15 protein-coding genes and 1 pseudogene are annotated in these 17,245 nt (G+C 41.9%); 7 read left to right on the forward strand and 9 right to left on the reverse strand.

The window, feature by feature from the left end; all coding sequences use genetic code 11:
* Nucleotides 1-171: 171 nt before the first annotated feature.
* From rpoD to rpsU, 4 genes are all read right to left on the reverse strand, one after another.
* Complete coding sequence (gene rpoD, locus AB4140_RS02860) at nt 172-2,001, reverse strand: RNA polymerase sigma factor RpoD (RefSeq protein ID WP_102439278.1); 1,830 nt, start codon at nt 1,999-2,001, stop codon at nt 172-174.
* 144 nt (nt 2,002-2,145) lie between these two features.
* Complete coding sequence (dnaG, locus tag AB4140_RS02865; protein WP_102439277.1) at nt 2,146-3,873, reverse strand: DNA primase; 1,728 nt, start codon at nt 3,871-3,873, stop codon at nt 2,146-2,148.
* Between the two features lie 84 nt (nt 3,874-3,957).
* Nucleotides 3,958-4,401, reverse strand: a complete 444-nt coding sequence (locus AB4140_RS02870) for a GatB/YqeY domain-containing protein (RefSeq protein ID WP_102439276.1) — start codon at nt 4,399-4,401, stop codon at nt 3,958-3,960.
* Nucleotides 4,402-4,408: 7 nt separating this feature from the next.
* Nucleotides 4,409-4,624, reverse strand: a complete 216-nt coding sequence (gene rpsU, locus AB4140_RS02875) for a 30S ribosomal protein S21 (RefSeq protein ID WP_055024252.1) — start codon at nt 4,622-4,624, stop codon at nt 4,409-4,411.
* 237 nt (nt 4,625-4,861) lie between these two features.
* Here rpsU and tsaD point away from each other — a divergent pair, with 237 nt between their 5' ends.
* A complete protein-coding gene (gene tsaD / locus AB4140_RS02880) occupies nt 4,862-5,875 on the forward strand; it encodes a tRNA (adenosine(37)-N6)-threonylcarbamoyltransferase complex transferase subunit TsaD (RefSeq protein WP_076541076.1) in 1,014 nt (337 codons plus the stop codon).
* Nucleotides 5,876-5,965: 90 nt separating this feature from the next.
* Here tsaD and plsY read toward each other — a convergent pair whose 3' ends face one another.
* Nucleotides 5,966-6,574, reverse strand: a complete 609-nt coding sequence (gene plsY, locus AB4140_RS02885; protein WP_102439274.1) for a glycerol-3-phosphate 1-O-acyltransferase PlsY — start codon at nt 6,572-6,574, stop codon at nt 5,966-5,968.
* A gap of 241 nt (nt 6,575-6,815) precedes the next feature.
* Between plsY and folB the strand changes: the two genes are divergently transcribed.
* The 4 genes from folB (at nt 6,816) to AB4140_RS02905 (ending at nt 9,510) form a co-directional block, all read left to right on the forward strand.
* The gene (folB, locus tag AB4140_RS02890) at nt 6,816-7,169 is read left to right on the forward strand and encodes a dihydroneopterin aldolase (RefSeq protein WP_102439273.1); all 354 of its coding nucleotides are present in this window, start codon (nt 6,816-6,818) and stop codon (nt 7,167-7,169) included.
* Between the two features lie 64 nt (nt 7,170-7,233).
* Nucleotides 7,234-7,737, forward strand: coding sequence for a 2-amino-4-hydroxy-6-hydroxymethyldihydropteridine diphosphokinase (gene folK / locus AB4140_RS02895; RefSeq protein ID WP_102439272.1), 504 nt, complete (start codon nt 7,234-7,236; stop codon nt 7,735-7,737).
* A gap of 17 nt (nt 7,738-7,754) precedes the next feature.
* On the forward strand, nt 7,755-8,555 hold the full coding sequence (locus tag AB4140_RS02900; protein ID WP_102439271.1) for an undecaprenyl-diphosphate phosphatase: 801 nt from the start codon (nt 7,755-7,757) through the stop codon (nt 8,553-8,555).
* Nucleotides 8,556-8,682: 127 nt separating this feature from the next.
* Nucleotides 8,683-9,510 (forward strand): methyltransferase domain-containing protein, encoded by an 828-nt coding sequence (locus AB4140_RS02905; RefSeq protein WP_102439270.1) that lies wholly within the window; start codon nt 8,683-8,685, stop codon nt 9,508-9,510.
* A 155-nt stretch (nt 9,511-9,665) separates the two neighbouring features.
* Here AB4140_RS02905 and AB4140_RS02910 read toward each other — a convergent pair whose 3' ends face one another.
* Nucleotides 9,666-9,932 (reverse strand): Lpp/OprI family alanine-zipper lipoprotein, encoded by a 267-nt coding sequence (locus AB4140_RS02910; RefSeq protein WP_076542485.1) that lies wholly within the window; start codon nt 9,930-9,932, stop codon nt 9,666-9,668.
* A 276-nt stretch (nt 9,933-10,208) separates the two neighbouring features.
* Nucleotides 10,209-11,438 (reverse strand): multifunctional CCA addition/repair protein, encoded by a 1,230-nt coding sequence (locus tag AB4140_RS02915; protein WP_102531387.1) that lies wholly within the window; start codon nt 11,436-11,438, stop codon nt 10,209-10,211.
* Between the two features lie 142 nt (nt 11,439-11,580).
* Here AB4140_RS02915 and AB4140_RS02920 point away from each other — a divergent pair, with 142 nt between their 5' ends.
* Nucleotides 11,581-13,197: an ExeA family protein gene (locus tag AB4140_RS02920; protein ID WP_102439268.1), complete on the forward strand. Its 1,617-nt coding sequence runs from the start codon at nt 11,581-11,583 to the stop codon at nt 13,195-13,197.
* Nucleotides 13,197-14,348: a general secretion pathway protein GspB gene (locus AB4140_RS02925; RefSeq protein WP_371999737.1), complete on the forward strand. Its 1,152-nt coding sequence runs from the start codon at nt 13,197-13,199 to the stop codon at nt 14,346-14,348. The genes AB4140_RS02920 and AB4140_RS02925 overlap by 1 nt, the downstream gene beginning before the upstream one ends.
* A gap of 162 nt (nt 14,349-14,510) precedes the next feature.
* On the opposite strand, the pseudogene nhaD reads toward AB4140_RS02925, so the two are convergent.
* Nucleotides 14,511-15,756, reverse strand: a pseudogene (gene nhaD, locus AB4140_RS02930) (sodium:proton antiporter NhaD).
* 188 nt (nt 15,757-15,944) lie between these two features.
* On the reverse strand, nt 15,945-17,237 hold the full coding sequence (hemL, locus tag AB4140_RS02935; protein ID WP_102439265.1) for a glutamate-1-semialdehyde 2,1-aminomutase: 1,293 nt from the start codon (nt 17,235-17,237) through the stop codon (nt 15,945-15,947).
* Between the last annotated feature and the right edge of the window lie 8 nt (nt 17,238-17,245).

Consider the following 17,245-nt stretch of genomic DNA (forward strand, 5'->3'; position numbering starts at 1 on the left):
AAGTTTATTCACGGTTGTCACCCGCCAATTGCTGAGAATTGTGACTAAAAGATTCAATTGGTTATCTGTTAAGCAATCATGAGGTTTTTTATATTAAATAAAGTAATTTTGAGGCAAAAAAAAGCCCGAATTAACGGGCTTTCATTATTGTTGCAACTTCTTAGTGAGACTCTATTCGTCTAAGAAAGACTTCAAGATTTCTGAGCGAGAAGGGTGACGCAATTTACGTAGTGCTTTTGCTTCAATTTGACGAATACGTTCACGGGTTACATCAAACTGTTTACCCACTTCTTCAAGGGTATGGTCGGTATTCATATCAATACCAAAACGCATACGTAACACTTTAGCTTCTCGGGCTGTTAGGCCTGCTAGCACTTCATGAGTGGCATTTTTAAGACTTTCGCTTGTTGCTGAGTCTAATGGTAGCTCAAGCGTGTTATCTTCAATGAAGTCACCTAAGTGCGAATCTTCATCATCACCAATAGGTGTTTCCATTGAAATAGGCTCTTTAGCGATTTTCAGCACTTTAAGGATCTTATCTTCTGGCATTAACATGCGCTCTGATAATTCTTCAGGTGTTGGTTCGCGGCCCATTTCTTGTAACATTTGACGTGAAATACGGTTAAGTTTATTAATCGTTTCAATCATGTGTACTGGAATACGAATGGTACGTGCTTGGTCAGCAATTGAACGAGTAATCGCCTGACGGATCCACCAGGTTGCATAAGTTGAGAACTTATAACCACGACGGTATTCGAACTTATCTACTGCTTTCATCAAACCAATGTTACCTTCTTGAATCAAATCCAAGAACTGTAAGCCACGGTTGGTGTACTTTTTAGCAATAGAAATTACTAGACGTAAGTTCGCTTCAACCATTTCTTTCTTCGCACGACGAGCTCTTGCTTCACCGATTGACATACGACGGTTGATGTCTTTAATTGCGCGAATGACTAAGCCGGTTTCTTCTTCGATAGCAGCAAGTTTAGTGCTACAACGAATCACATCGTCTTTAACCATACGTAAGCCTTCAGCATAAGGCTTATTACTGCTCATTTCAGCATGGAACCAAGTTAAGTCAGTTTCATTACCGGTGAAGAACTTAACAAAGTTTTTCTTTGGCATTTTAGCTTGTTCAACACAAAGCTTAAGGATTAAACGTTCTTGTACACGTACGCGATCCATCATAGAACGCATGCTTTTTACTAAGCGATCAAATTGCTTTGGTACTAAACGGAATTCTTTGAAAAGCTCGCCAATGACAAATAAAGCACCGATGGCTTCAGGGTGATCACGGCCTTTTTTCTCAATAACAGCTAAGCCTTTTTCAAACACTTCGCGTAATTGAGTAAACTTCTCTTTAGCTTCTTCAGGATCTGGACCTTTTGGGCCTTCCTCTTCGTCTTCAGCATCTTCGGCATCATCTTCGTCTTCTAACTCTTCTTCTGATAACTCAGAACCAACGTGTGTTGCTGTTGGTGCTACGTCATCATCATCAGGGTTAACAAAACCTGCGATAATGTCAGTTAAACGTATTTCGTCAGCTTCATACTTATCAAACTGCTCTAAAATCATCGCAATCGCTTGCGGATATTCAGAGACAGAACTTTGAACCGTATTAATGCCTTCTTCAATACGTTTTGCGATGACGATTTCGCCTTCGCGAGTCAATAACTCAACTGTACCCATTTCACGCATATACATACGTACTGGGTCAGTGGTACGACCTAATTCACTTTCTACCGTTGCAAGCGCTGCTGCAGCTTCTTCTGCTGCATCTTCGTCGGTGTTGTCCTCAGACATCATCATGTCATCGGCATCTGGCGCTTGTTCAAACACGCGGATGCCCATGTCATTGATCATCTGGACAATATCTTCAATCTGATCAGAATCGACCATGTCAGCTGGCAAGTGGTCATTGACTTCAGCATAGGTTAAATAACCTTGCTCTTTACCTTTAGCAAGCAACAATTTAAGTTGCGACTGCGGAGTATGCTCCATAGATATCATCCAAGTTGGTAACTGAAATAACGACTGGACACCTGCCGAGGCAAAGTGTCAAGCAAATCGTCAATTATAGCTCTATGAACTAAAGTACGCTAGTCCATGACATGACTTAAGGGAACATTTTTTTAATAAAAGATGTTATTTAGCAATGCCTTTCATTATAGAAATAAGCTTCGTGAGCTGAATTTTTTCAGCTTTATTTAGAGTTTGTTTAAGACTCAGTTCCTGATAGCGTTGTTCAATATATTGATTGTTCAACCAGATCAGGGATTGTTTAAACTCTTGAACTAGGTTTTCATCCGCCACTTGGTGGTCCCATTGGGCCAATTTTATCAACGCATTTTTTTGTTCATGCTGACGATAAATCTCAAGTAGTTGTGCGCTGTTTAACTTTCGGTCTCGAGTTAAATTCAATAAATCACTGAGCAATTCGATGCCAGCAATCTTTAAATGTGCAAGTGAGGGTTGTACAGCTAAGCCATATCCTAACTCTGGACGTTGTACTAATAATGCAATGGCTAATCGCAGTGGGGTACCACGCCCTTGTAAACCTTTTTTATTCATAGGTTGTTGCTGTTTTACTGCAAAACCTAACTTTTTCTTTAGATCATCTGCGCTATTCATACCAATTTTATGGGCGAGATTTTCTAATAATAAATTCTGTAACACAGTGTCTTGAACACGTTCGATTAGCGACATAGCTTGTTTAGCCAATGAGCTTTTATCACTACCGAATTTACTGGTTAAGGTCTCAAATAAAAACGCCGGTAAGTCGAGGGCGCTGACCATTAACTCTTCAAAACCGTCTTTGCCTACTTGGCGAACCATGGTATCTGGATCTTCGCCTTGAGGTAAAAACATAAACCTAACGACATCACCAGGCTTTAATAAAGGCAGTGCGGTTTCTAGTGCACGCCAAGCGGCTTCTTTACCTGCTCGGTCACCGTCGTAACAACAAATGACTTCTTTAGCACTACGCACTAACAGCTGAAATTGTTCAGCGGTTGTTGCTGTGCCAAGTGATGCAACGGCATAATCAACACCAAATTGGGCAAGCGCCACAACGTCCATATAGCCTTCAACAATTAATACTTGTTGTGGGTCTCTATGGGTTTGCTTGAGTTCGTAAAGACCGTAAAGCTCATTTCCCTTATGAAATATGGGCGTTTCTGGCGAATTCAAGTACTTTGGTGTTCCATCGCCTAAAACTCGACCACCAAAGCCAACAACTCGGCCTCTGCGGTCGCGAATAGGAAACATTAACCGATCGCGAAAGCGGTCATATCGCTTGCCATTATCGTTGGCAATTAGCATTCCGGCGGTGAGTAATTTGTCTTGTGCTGCAGGGTTTTGGCGATATCGACTTAATAGTCCATCCCAACCATCTGGCGCAAAACCGATTCCAAAATGCTCTACAACATCACTGGAGAGCCCTCTGAATTCTAAATAATCTACAACTTTTTGTTTGTCGCTGTGTTGACGCAATTGATTTTGATAATAAAGATTCGCTTCTTCCATCAATTGGTATAAGTCACGACTTAAACTTTGATCTTTTTTAGGACCAGTACCTTGCTCTCTTGGTACCTCGAGTCCGAGTTTACCGGCAAGCTCTTCAATGGCATCGACAAATTCTAGTCGGTCATATTCCATGATAAAATCAATGGCGTTGCCATGAGCACCACAACCAAAGCAGTGGTAAAATTGCTTGTCTTGACTGACGGTAAAAGAAGGTGATTTTTCGCTATGAAAAGGACAACATGCAGAGTGATTTTTCCCTGCTTTTTTCAAAGGTACACGGTGATCAATTAGATCAACAATGTCAGTTCGAGCTATTAGCTCATTGATAAAGTCACGAGGTATCGCCATAAATGCTATAGGTCTCGCATTACCAAATAGATAAAACAAACAAGCCGTGCAAGGTGCACGGCTTATTCACACATTAACGATCTGTTAGTTTAATTTAGCACGGATTAGACTGCCAATGGCACCCATATCTGCACGACCTTGAACCTTAGATTTTAATGCTCCCATTACTTTGCCCATATCCGCCATGGTTGATGCACCTACCTGAGAGATAGCTTCATCAATGATTGCGGCAACTTCTTCTTCTGTTAAAGGAGAAGGCAAGAAAGTTTCAATGACTTGAATCTCTGCTGCTTCAGCTGCTGCTAACTCCGGGCGATTTGCTGACTCATACTGAGTTATAGAATCGCGACGTTGTTTTACCATTTTGGTTAAAACGGCTATTGTCTGTTCATCAGTCAGAGTTTCGCGGGTATCCACTTCAATCTGTTTAATGGCAGACAGTGCCATACGAATTGTCCCCAAACGCGCCTTATCTTTGGCACGCATAGCTTCTTTCATTTGGTCTTTTAGCTGTTCGACTAGGCTCATAGTGAGATTAGTATAAACGTACGCGACGTGCGTTTTCGCGAGAAAGCTTCTTAGCTAGACGCTTAACAGCGGCAGCTTTTGCGCGCTTACGTGCAGAAGTTGGCTTCTCGTAGAATTCACGAGCGCGAACATCAGCTAAGATACCTGCTTTTTCACAAGAGCGCTTGAAACGACGAAGAGCTACGTCGAATGGTTCGTTTTCACGTACTTTAATAATTGGCATACGCCATCACCCCTTAGGTGTAGTTAATTTGGCACTACCTGTTTTGGTAGATTAACCAAGGCTATTTAAAATGGTGCCGAATTCTACATCGATTACGATGCTTTTGTAAACCCCTTTGTTAATCGCAAATGACAATCAAGGTGTCATTTTTTTGAGACTGATGATTATGCTTGGTGGAATAAAATCTTCTCAACAGGTAGAATTGCCGCCCTTACAAATTTATCAAGACGAGATGCTATGCGGGTTTTAGGTATTGAAACATCATGCGATGAAACTGGAATCGCTGTTTATGATGATGAGCAGGGACTATTATCCCATGCTTTATATAGCCAAGTGAAATTACATGCAGATTATGGTGGTGTTGTGCCTGAATTAGCATCTCGTGATCATGTGCGTAAAATTATTCCATTGATTAAGCAGGCGCTTAAAGAGGCTAACTCTACTGTTGATGATATTGATGGCATCGCTTTTACTAAAGGACCTGGATTAATTGGCGCGCTATTAGTCGGCGCTTGTGTTGGGCGTTCATTGGCATATTCGTGGGACAAGCCTGCAATTGGAGTTCACCATATGGAAGGGCATTTATTAGCGCCAATGCTTGAAGATGATGCGCCTGAGTTCCCTTTTCTTGCTCTGCTGGTATCTGGCGGTCACTCAATGTTAGTGCAAGTAGAAGGCATTGGCCGTTATCAGGTGTTAGGTGAATCGGTTGATGACGCTGCTGGTGAAGCATTTGATAAAACCGCTAAGCTGATGGGGCTTGATTACCCTGGTGGGCCACGTTTAGCTAAGTTAGCAGCAAAAGGTGTTGAGGCAGGTTATAAATTCCCTCGACCAATGACAGATAAACCAGGGCTTAATTTTAGCTTTTCAGGCTTAAAAACCTTTACCGCAAATACCATCGCTAAAGAGCCTGATGATGAGCAAACAAGAGCCAATATTGCCCGCGCTTTTGAAGAGGCAGTGGTGGATACTTTAGCGATTAAGTGTCAACGCGCATTAAAACAAACAGGTTATAATCGCTTAGTTGTAGCAGGTGGAGTGAGCGCTAATACTCGGTTAAGAGAAAATTTAGCGACCATGATGGCTAAGTTAAATGGTGAGGTGTTTTATCCAAGAGGTGAGTTTTGTACCGATAATGGTGCAATGATCGCTTTTGCTGGCTTACAGCGCTTAAAAGCTGGGCAGGTGGAGTCGTTAGAGGTAGAAGGCAAGCCGCGCTGGCCATTAGATACCTTGTCTGCTGTGTAATTAAGTCATTACCTGATATGAAAAAACCTAAGCCATGGCTTAGGTTTTTTTATATCAATAATATAATCAGTTAGATAGTTTGAGTTAAAACTAGTTAGCTTGTTTTTTCTTACGGGAAAGCTTGCTTTCTTCGCCCACTCTCAAGCGCTTAATATTATCTTTATGGCGAATGACAATTAATAAAGAGAGCATTGCCACTGGAATGACAAAGCGCTCGTCTAACCACCATGTGTAAACTGGTGCAAGTATTGCGGTTAAAATGGCGGCTAATGATGAATAGCGAGTAATAATTACAAATACTAACCAAGTAATAATTAACATGGCGGCTAAATCGCCGCCAATAGGAGCCATCGCGCCAAAGGCAGTCGCTACGCCTTTGCCGCCTTGAAAGTTAAAAAAGAGCGGGTAGATGTGGCCTAAACAAGCTGCGATGGCAATGAGCCCTAATGACACCGCATCTTGACCGAGTAAGTAGCTGCAATAGCTGGGCGCGGCGCCTTTAAGCATGTCGAAAAATAAAACTAAGGCAGCAGAGCTTGCGCCACCGATACGAAGTACGTTGGTTGCCCCAGGGTTGCCTGAGCCTTCAGTGCGAGGGTCGGGTAAACCTCTTAATTTACAAACCAAAATGGCACTTGAAATAGAACCGGCTAGGTAGGCGGTTATAATCATCAATATTGTGATTGTAACAGCGCTCAAATTGGTGTCCTTAGTCTTCTTAGGGTATCATCGCCCATTAATTTATATCACTTGATCTTAATGGTTATTATCAGCTTTTAAAACGCTATTTAGAATGGTTATCATTCATAAATAGCTAGCCATTATCCTACTGCTTTAGTTGCTCAGGAAAAAGACAAAAATCATGATAACGGTTAATTGATGTCATTATCAGCTTTTTTAGGCTGTTTTTTTAAAAAAATGAGTAAAACTCGGAGAAAGCATGGATAAAGTACTTATTCGCGAGCTAAAAATTGAAACTGTAATAGGGATCTACGAGTGGGAAAAACAAATACAGCAAATATTGCTCATCGATTTAGATATGGCTTGGGATAATAAAATGGCTGCTGCCACTGATGATTATCAACATGCCTTGTGCTACGAAAGTGTGTCTAATCGCCTCACTGCATTAATCACTCAAAAACCCGTTGAGCTAATTGAAACTGTCGCAGAAATGATTGCCGAGTGTTTGATGACTGAATTTAAGGTTGAAGGCGTTAAAGTGACAGTGATGAAACCTGGTGCGGTACCTACTGCAGTCTCTGTTGGTGTGGTTATTGAGCGCGGTCAATTTTAGTAACATGTTTTAGCACTATTTAATCATCTTTTCATGTTTGTTCTTTATATTACAGAGTGAGTTAATGGCACGTATTTATATCAGTCTAGGCACTAATATTGACCCTGTTGCACACATGCAGTCAGGATTAATTGATTTGCAGCAGCAATTTGGCCCATTACAGTTATCAAGGATGTTTGAAAGTGAAGCAGTTGGGTTTCAAGGTACCAATTTTTTAAATATGGTGGCCGCAGCTGATACCGATATGAGTATTGCTGAGGTGGTTGCCAGCTTTAAACGAATAGAAAAGCAAAATGGCCGCATTCGCGGTGAAAAAAAATTTAGTCCACGAAGTTTAGATATCGACTTACTGCTTTATGATAATGAAATTTGTCAGCAACCGGTTGAACTGCCTCGAGGTGAGATTTTATTTAATGCTTTTGTATTGTGGCCGCTGGCAGAAATTGCGCCGCAATTAACTCACCCAATAACGCATCAACCCTATCAATTACTTTGGGATAATTACGATAAATCTAGCCAGCATATTTGGCCGATTGAGTTTGACTTCCCTGCAACACTGACACGTTAATATTATAAAGGACAATCATGGAAACCATTCAGGTTATTATACTTGCCATCATTCAAGGGCTAACAGAGTTTTTACCGATTTCAAGCTCCGCTCACCTGATTTTGCCGGCGCAAGTTTTAGGCTGGCAAGATCAAGGTCTTTTCTTTGATGTCGCTGTTCATATTGGTTCATTATTAGCGGTAGTGATCTATTTTAGAAAAGAAATATGGCTCATGCTCAATGCGTGGATAGCGAGCATGGTTAAAGGTGTTCATACCCAAGACAGTAAATTAGCTTGGTGGATCATTTTAGCGACATTACCGGCGGTGTTCTTTGGCTTTATGGCAAAAGATTTAATCGAAACCTACCTTCGTGGCCCTGGGGTAATTGCTATCACAACAGTTATATTTGGTTTGCTGTTGTGGGTCGGTGATAAAATGGCCCGTAATGAGCTAACCGAGTATCAAACCGGTTGGAGAAAGGCGCTATTAATTGGTTTTGCTCAAGCGTTGGCGATTATTCCAGGCACGTCACGTTCAGGTATTACCATCACCGCCGCTTTGATGTTAGGTCTAAACAAAGAAGCTGCAGCACGCTTTTCATTTTTAATGTCAATACCGGTGATTTTAGGTGCGGCGATTTTAATGACTAAAGATGCCGTTTCAAGTGACTTGGTGATTAATTACGGTGAGGTGCTACTGGGTATCGTGGTTTCGTTTTTTGCAGCCTATACTTGTATTTACTTTTTCTTGAAAATTATCAGCAAGATTGGCATGACCCCATTTGTGCTGTATCGCCTAACTCTTGGCGCAGTATTATGTGGCTTTATATTCCTGTAATATAAACCACAATAGATTAATCATTATGAGAGACAAAATCATCAATGATTAATAAAATAAAAAACGGGTGTTATCACCCGTTTTTTATTCCTTAAATTTAGCTGTAAAGTCTAGGACGTTTTCTGTAATGAACTCAATTTTGATCTGCCCTAAGTGTGCGACAGCATTGCATTATCATCAGGCCTCAGCAGGCTACTATTGTGATAATAAGCATCATATTGATAAAAATGCCCAAGGCTATTTATCCTTTGTTACCTCAACCAAGTTCAAGGGCGCGAATGAGTCACGTCAGCAACTGCGCTCGAAACGCTTTCTTATGGCTGAAGACTTATTTAAACCGTTAATGGATAAACTGAGTGAGTCATTTAATCAATTGATTGATGGGCGCACCGAACTACAGCACCTGAATTTTAGCTGTGCAGATGGTCTATATTTGCGACACCTTGCTACCAGCACTAATGTTGATGTTAGCCATTGGGGCGTTTCTGAAGCTGAGAACGCACTATTTGCAGCCAGCAAAGAAAATACCCCAGCTAGTCTAATCCTTACCCCTTATAAGAAGTTACCTTTTGCTGATAACAGTTTAGATATCGTGTCGCTATTTGACGTGGCTTTAAAAGGTAAAGAGTGCCTAAGGGTGTTAAAAGACAGCGGTCGATTATTAATGTTAGTGCCCGGTCCTCGGCATTTATGGCAACTGAAGCAGCAGGTATATGACAATTTAGCGGAAAAGCCATTGCAGTTGAATTTACCCAAGCAGATTGAAGTGGTTAATACAAAATCGATTAGCTTTACTGGTGATGTGAGCGGCGAACAAGCGATGACACTGTTGGAGATGAACCACCTTGCATGGCGGGTTAATGATCAATTAAAGCATCAAATTAAGAGTCATCCTGTGACAGGGTTAGAATTTGATTATGTATTGATTACTGCAAAGCTAGCAGAAGCCAAGTAAGTTTATTACAGAGTTAACGTTTGCGCGGCATGCCCTTATGTTGATTTAATCCTGCAGATACAATTAAGGCTTGAAATGGTAAACGACTTAAGTCTGTTTACTATGTTCAAGCCTTAATAATCAACCTATAAAAATAAGCTAATTTTCATGGTTTCTTACTTTTTGTAAGAAGAAGCCATGTTATCGATGCGATCGTTTGCACGCTTAGCTTCAGCTTGAGCGTCCATAGAAGCTGCTTTAGAATCTTTCACATCAGCAGATAATTTGCTTTGCTCTGATTTTAAAGAGCTAACTTCAGAAGATAGTTGATCAACTTTGTTACCTAGGTTAGCAACACTTTCTTCTAAAGCAGTAGTGTTTGCACAACCACCGATAAGAGCAGTCATAGCAACACCAGCAATCATTAATACTTTCTTGTTCATGGAAAATCCCTTCATTATAGGTTGTAATAAGTTGCTGAGGAGTAATACCCAACAGCCTTTTAATTATGTCACAGCTATTGTATTTTGCTACACAAATTGGCAAAAAAAATCATAAAAAACAGCGTAAACCCAATTAATATAAGGATATTCATCTGTAGAAATTTGTAAAAAGGCATAATCTACGGCGTTAGTATTAGGTTAATCACTCTGATATTGAAGTAGTGCTAAGGTTTCGTTTAGTGCATCACGAATGCTTAAACGTTACAATTGCAACGCTTATTGTACTTGGCTTTTTTTATACAGGCTAATGGCCTCAGCTCTGCGTATGCTCAACTGCTGTTTAATTTCTGCGCCCTTAAACCCATCACTAATCACCTGTTGCACATCGACCTCTTTAGCAATGTTAAAGCAATGGGTTAAAAACTCGCTTTGAGGATACTGCGCTTGCTCAAAACCTGTTCGACCTTGAATATCGGCCTGACAACATAATAGTAAGTCTGTTAAGCGTTGCGGTTTGCGCCAAAAATCACCCTTATCAAAAATCTTTATAATGGTTTCAGCGCGTAACTCTAGCGCATTATGGATATTTTGATGTTGGTCGCTGCACAGCAGTGCCAATTCCTTGTATTCATTTGGGGCTTTAATTCTTTGTACTAGCTTTTTGATTATCGGTAAGCCCTTTTGGCCGTGCCCATGATGTTTTGGCCAAAGCTCTGCAGGGGTGATGGCCTTACCTAAATCATGAACCAAAGCGGCAAAACGAATGGTTTTTTTATCAGTGAGCTTAGCCGAGGCTTGCAATACCATCATGGTATGAATGCCTGAGTCAATTTCTGGATGCCATTTTTCAGGTTGAGGTACGCCGAACAAGGCATCTATCTCTGGAAATAGCACCTTAAGCGCCCCACAACTACGCAGCTGCTCAAAAAAGACTTCAGGGTTCTGACTACTTAAAGCTTTATCTAGCTCTTGCCACACGCGCTCAGGCGTTAAATACGCTAACTCGCCTGAGTCACAGATACTTTGCATCAGTGCTATTGTTTCTTGGGCGATAGTAAAACCAAGGTGGGCAAAACGCGCCGCGAATCGGGCAACCCGCAGAACCCGTAATGGATCTTCAATGAATGCATCCGACACATGGCGTAATTGGCGACTTTCAATATCCGCCATGCCGCCATAGGGATCGTATAGATTGCCTTGGTCATCTTGGGCCATGGCATTAATGGTTAGATCGCGACGCAGTAAATCCTGTTCCAGTGTTACCTCTTTATTGGCATCGCAGCTAAAACCAGAATACCCCTGGCCGCTTTTTCTTTCGGTACGTGCTAAGGCATATTCTTGTTGGGTTTTAGGGTGCAAAAAAACGGGGAAATCACGGCCAACTTGACTATAGCCAAGGGCGAACATCTCCTCGGTTGAACCGCCCACTACCACATAGTCTTTATCTTTGACTGGAAGTGATAAAATGCCGTCACGTACAGCGCCACCCACTAAATAGATTTTCATAAATGTTTTTGCCTAAGGAGCTTTATCTTAAGTATCTTAAGATAAATCTTAGCACGACTAACATTTCTGCTGCTAAATTTTGACAAGCAGTACGGCAAGATATAACTTGAACCGTCAGTTATAGATAAGGATTTTTGGCCCGATGTATAAAGCATTTTATGGATTAAATGATAATCCATTTTCAATCGCACCCAACCCACATTATTTGTTCTTAAGCGACCGTCATCGAGAAGCATTAGCCCATTTAACCTATGGTCTGGGCGAGACCGGTGGCTTCGTGTTATTAACTGGTGAGGTTGGCACTGGCAAAACCACTGTGTCACGTTGTTTATTAAAGCAATTACCTGAGCACACGGATACTGCTTTTATACTTAATCCTTCATTAACTGAACAAGAGTTACTGGCAACCTTGTGTGATGAACTTGCCATTAGCTATGGTGATGCTCCTTCAATTAAACAACTGACCGACTTAATCAGCCAGTATTTACTCAATAATCATAAAAATGGCCGCAATACCGTATTAATTATCGATGAAGCGCAGCATTTGCGCCCTGAGGTGTTAGAGCAACTAAGATTACTGACTAACCTTGAAACAGATACCAAAAAACTGCTGCAAGTGATTCTTATTGGCCAGCCAGAATTACAGCAACTGCTTAAGCGTCAAGAGCTACGTCAGTTAGCCCAGCGAATTACCGCAAGATATCATTTGTTGCCTTTGACTGTTGAAGAGATAGCCTTGTATGTGCAACATCGATTACAAGTTGCTGGGCGTTTTGAACCATTATTTTCTAAAAAAGCCTGTAAAGCATTACATAAGTACAGTGGCGGTATTCCACGCTTAACTAACCTGTTGTGTGAACGAGCCTTAATGGCCGGTTATGGCCAATCAAAAGTGCCAATCGATCAGCATATGGTTAAGCAAGCTGCTGCTGAAGTATTAGGTGAAATGCCGGTTGAGACTCGCTCCCATTGGCCTTTAACCATTGCTGCGACATTAGTGATTACCTTTGGGGTGTCTTTTTATGGCTTTTTTCCTCAACAGGTCGGCTCAGAGCAGGCGAGTGCTTTAGTCAATAAACAAGCGGTTGATAAAGTAGCTGTTATTGAAGATGTTGTCCCTGTGGCATTAACACAAGTTAATCGCAATCAAAGCATTGTCCGCGCCGCAATGGCGCAAAGTCGCAGCATTGATAATGCATTTGCTGGACTGTTTGCCTTATGGGGAAAACAACCCATTATTGGTTTATCTTCTTGCCAAGCAGCGACTGAGCAAGGGCTGTTGTGCCATCAGCAGCAGGGGAACTGGAACAGTATTGCAAGGCTTAATTACCCGGCGGTGGTGTATTTAGAAGATCAGCAAGCTAAGCAATTCTATGGGGTTGTGGTAGCTCGCGAAGGTGAGCAAGTATTACTGCAATTAAATGAGCAGCAGCTTTGGGTCAGCAAGGATTGGTTTAACCGTCATTTTAGCGGCACCTTTGAAATTTTATGGCAAACCGATGGAGTAATGCCAAGTGAAATTGGTCAAACATCCAGTTTGTCGCAAATTCAATGGTTAGAAAATAACTTAGCCTTGGTGCAACAACGAGCGCCGAGATTATTAAACCGTTTCGATGATACCTTAGAGCAAGATTTAATGGCCTTTCAGCGTCAACATGGACTTAAATCTGATGGCATAGCAGGGAACCAAACCTTGGTGCAGCTTAACTTATACCTCAGCAAGCAAGGCCCAAGATTAACTAAAGTAGGGCGCAGCTAATGTCTATTTTATTAGATGCCGTGACCAAAGAAAAACAGCAACAGATGGGCGAATTACCTGATGCGGTATTAACCCCAAGGGCTGGTTATAAACCAGCGACTAACCAGCATTGGTTACGTCAGCTTTGGGGCAAGGCGCTGGTGTTAATCTCAGTGATCTTATTAGGTGTGTTATCTGCTTGGGGCTTAGCGAGATTAGTGAAACCGACTTTAACGGCGAATTCAGGGGTAAGTTCTAGTCAGGAAAATGAAGCTGTTAAGCAAGCCACATCGCAACAAAGCCTGAGTTTAAATACCGTTCAAGCGGGCACAGCAGAAATAAGGATTGCTAATAAAGTGGCTTTGCCCTTGGCAAAACCACAAGCTGTTGCTGGCTATGACTTATCTTCAAATAACTCGTCTTTAAATAGCTTATCTTCAAGTGATTCACCTGCAAAGAGTCCATCAAATAGTGGTGATAATACCCAGTATGAATATCGCTTGAATGAGAGTAATCGAGGTCAAGTAAGCTCACTATCGCAAAATGAGCTTGCAGCCACCGCTGTAAGTTCAACAGGTACTGCAAATGCTAGCTCGAATAACTCCCAAAGGCAGTTAACTGCCGCTGAGTTAACCGCGCTCTATGGCGAAGATGCGATTATTTTAGGGGCCAATTCTAACTACAAGCAAACATCGGATTTAACTGCACTGCAGATGAAAGTGGCAACCGCAGCTGAAAACGTCAATTTTGAGCAGCAAGGCGTGAGCAATGAAGTGACCGCTACCCAAAACACCCCAGAAAAAAATCAGTTAACTGCTGAGCAATCGAATAATTTAATGGCCGCTTTTCAAGCCGCTCTTAAAGATGTTGAATATGAAGAATCAGCCAATAAACCTGTGACTGAAGCTGAGTTTGACCCAATCCCTATTCCGAAATCAGATAGCATCCCTAAATACGGTGAGCTACCTGCCAGTGTGCAATTACAAGTACCAGAGTTTAATATTCAGGCTCATGTCTATTCTTCTGATGCAAATAATCGCTGGTTAAACATTGATGGTGCAGAGCTTCAAGAAGGCGATGTGATCAGTGGTAAGCTTAAAATTATCGAAATTAGACCCAGAGATGTGGTACTTGAAATCGATGGCTCAGAGTTTAAAGTGCCAGCAATTTAGTTTGGGTAACTTCTTTAGTTAATCTCTGATTTTAATAAAGGCGCCAATGGCGCCTTTATTGTTTTATGTGTGCTACTAGCGCAGAGTATCGGGCCTGCACAGACTATTAGCGCTTAGTTATTAGCTCTGATTATTTTAGCGCTTAGTCTGAAAGCTAACACCTTAGCTATGGATCTGATTAGCGATTAAAATCGTTAAGCCATAACCCACGGAGTAACACAGTAATAATGCAGGAAAGTATTTTAAGTAACTCACAAAGGTGAGCTCTTTGATCTTACTCATGGCAATAATCCCCGCAGCAGAGCCAATGACTAGTAGTGAGCCTCCGACACCGACAGAATAGGTTAAACCTAACCATTGGGCTGTGGTGAGTACTGGCTCTGCTTTAAGTAGCGCCGCAGTCAGTGGTACGTTATCTAAAATTGCTGAGCCAACTCCGGCAAAATAGTTCGATATCGCTGGGTTATACAGCCCATAAGCCTGCGTCAGTAGCTCCAAAGTGCCAATTTCCTTGAGCATGCCTACAAGCAATAAAATCCCTAAAAAGAATAGTAAAGTGTCAAATTCTACTTGGCGAATGTACTCTAAAATTTGAATTTCTTCTTTTTAGTGTGACTGGTACGCCCAACTAAAAACATCACCGATAATCCAGCAAGAAAGGTAAGCACGGGCGGAATATCAAATAAGATATTAAATAGCATTGTCAGAACAATCGTGACTAAGAAAATCAGTCCGATAATGATATCAATAGGGTTTAGTTGTTTATCTACCGGTGTGGTACTGACATGACCTTCAGCGTTTAGAGAGAATAACAGCGCTAATAGCATCACACTAATGCCGGCAGGTAAAAACAAAATCAGTAGTTGTGACATTTGCACTTTACCGGCAAGAAATATCATTAAGGTGGTGACATCACCCGTTATCAAGGCTACTCCGCCTGAGTTAACCGCGAAGATAATTAATACTGCCATACGGCGACGCATTCGACTTGCTAAATTAAATGTGGTTAATAAGCCTAAGGACACCAAGGTGGCAGTGACATTGTCACAGAAGGTGGATAGTACCAGTGCAAAAAGGCCGACTTGCAGCATCAGCATTCTGACAGAAACTTGCTGCGGAAAGATTTTTTGTACTAACAGCTGGATCATGCCTTTGGCGTTGAGATAAGCCACAAAGGTCATTGTCGACATGAGAAATAACCACAAGGTGGCAATTTCCAGTAAATTGTCGTTTAACTCTGCGGCAATGAATGGGGTTTTGTCGGTGCCAGCAGCAGAGATGAATAAACTAATCCAAGCAATACAGCCGAGAAATAGCGTGGTTTGGCTTTGTTAATATGAGTGACTTCTTCAAACACAATACTGAGTAAGGCAAGTACTGCCAGCGATATGAGAAAGACTTCAAACATATTGATATTTCCATTGCTGCTTAGCAAAGCTAGATTGCTAAAATGAAAGTAGGCAAACCAAGTTAATATTGGTTTGTTTCAGTGCGCGGAATTTCATCACATAAACAGGGTTGTTGCAACTTTGTTCTTATTTGGTTAAAAAAGGGGTTGATAGCAATGCTATCAACCCCTTTTATTTTATCGGGCGATTACAGTGCTTTTAACGCCGCAAAAGCTTTATCTGCTGCCGCTAGGGTCATTTCAAGTTCTTCTTCGCCATGAGCCATTGATAAGAAGCCTGCTTCATAAGCACTTGGTGCTAAGTAAACGCCTTCATCTAGCATAAGGTGATAGAAGTTACGGAAATGCTCCATGTTGCACTTAGTCACTTGATCAAAACTAGTAATAGGGCTGGTGTCTTCAGTGAAGAAGAAGCCAAACATGCCGCCAACATAGTTAATGTTAAGTGGTATACCGTGCTTGTCTGCAGCGGCTTTAAAGCCTTCTGCAATACGTTTAGTTTTTGCTGCTAACTCGTCATAAAGACCGTCTTGGCAAAGGGCTTCCATTTGTGCAAGACCTGCAGTCATCGCAATTGGGTTACCTGATAAAGTACCTGCTTGGTAAACTGGGCCAGTAGGTGCAATAAACTGCATCACATCCTTACGACCACCAAAAGCGCCCACTGGCATGCCGCCACCGATTACTTTACCTAGGGTAGTAAGATCTGGTTTCACATTGTAGTGACCTTGAGCGCCGCTTTTAGACACGCGGAAGCCTGTCATTACTTCATCAATGATCATCAATGCGCCGAATTCATCACAAATTGCTCGCAGGCCTTCTAAGAAGCCGGCAACCGGAGGAATACAGTTCATGTTGCCAGCAACTGGCTCAAGAATAATACAAGAAATCGCTTCAGGGTGTTGCTCGAAGATAGCACGTACTGAATCTAGGTCGTTATAAACCGCGGTAAGTGTGTGCTTTGCAAAATCTTCAGGGATACCTGGTGAGCTAGGTTGACCTAAAGTTAACGCGCCAGAACCTGCTTTTACTAATAAACAGTCAGCATGGCCATGGTAACAACCCTCAAATTTAAGGATTTTGTCACGGTTAGTGAAGCCACGTGCTAAACGAATCGCACTCATGGTCGCTTCAGTACCAGAACTTACCATACGAACTTGTTCAATTGATGGCACCATCTCAATCACTTTTTCAGCCATTTTGACTTCAAGTTCAGTCGGCGCACCAAATGAAAGGCCATTTTCCACAGCGTCTAATACTGCTTGGCGAATTTGTGGGTGATTGTGGCCAAGGATCATTGGGCCCCAAGAACCAACGTAATCGATGTATTTTTTACCATCAGCGTCAAAGATATATGCACCATCGGCTTTTTCGATAAACAGTGGCGAGCCACCGACACCATTAAATGCACGGACTGGAGAGTTAACGCCACCAGGGATGGTTTGTTTAGCCTGTTCAAAAAGCGCTTCTGAGCGGGTCATGTGTAATC

This window comes from Shewanella sp. 10N.286.51.B2, assembly GCF_041469265.1.
Taxonomy (GTDB): domain Bacteria; phylum Pseudomonadota; class Gammaproteobacteria; order Enterobacterales; family Shewanellaceae; genus Shewanella.

Bases quoted from the DNA above. Each gene is read 5' to 3' on its own strand.
- AB4140_RS02915 (WP_102531387.1), bottom strand. From the start codon at position 11,438: ATGAAAATCTATTTAGTGGGTGGCGCTGTACGTGACGGCATTTTATCA.
- rpsU (WP_055024252.1), bottom strand. From the start codon at position 4,624: ATGCCAATTATTAAAGTACGTGAAAACGAACCATTCGACGTAGCTCTT.
- AB4140_RS02900 (WP_102439271.1), top strand. From the start codon at position 7,755: ATGGAAACCATTCAGGTTATTATACTTGCCATCATTCAAGGGCTAACA.
- dnaG (WP_102439277.1), bottom strand. From the start codon at position 3,873: ATGGCGATACCTCGTGACTTTATCAATGAGCTAATAGCTCGAACTGAC.
- AB4140_RS02905 (WP_102439270.1), top strand. From the start codon at position 8,683: ATGAACTCAATTTTGATCTGCCCTAAGTGTGCGACAGCATTGCATTAT.
- folK (WP_102439272.1), top strand. From the start codon at position 7,234: ATGGCACGTATTTATATCAGTCTAGGCACTAATATTGACCCTGTTGCA.
- AB4140_RS02925 (WP_371999737.1), top strand. From the start codon at position 13,197: ATGTCTATTTTATTAGATGCCGTGACCAAAGAAAAACAGCAACAGATG.
- AB4140_RS02920 (WP_102439268.1), top strand. From the start codon at position 11,581: ATGTATAAAGCATTTTATGGATTAAATGATAATCCATTTTCAATCGCA.
- tsaD (WP_076541076.1), top strand. From the start codon at position 4,862: ATGCGGGTTTTAGGTATTGAAACATCATGCGATGAAACTGGAATCGCT.
- AB4140_RS02870 (WP_102439276.1), bottom strand. From the start codon at position 4,401: ATGAGCCTAGTCGAACAGCTAAAAGACCAAATGAAAGAAGCTATGCGT.
- folB (WP_102439273.1), top strand. From the start codon at position 6,816: ATGGATAAAGTACTTATTCGCGAGCTAAAAATTGAAACTGTAATAGGG.
- hemL (WP_102439265.1), bottom strand. From the start codon at position 17,237: ATGACCCGCTCAGAAGCGCTTTTTGAACAGGCTAAACAAACCATCCCT.
- rpoD (WP_102439278.1), bottom strand. From the start codon at position 2,001: ATGGAGCATACTCCGCAGTCGCAACTTAAATTGTTGCTTGCTAAAGGT.
- AB4140_RS02910 (WP_076542485.1), bottom strand. From the start codon at position 9,932: ATGAACAAGAAAGTATTAATGATTGCTGGTGTTGCTATGACTGCTCTT.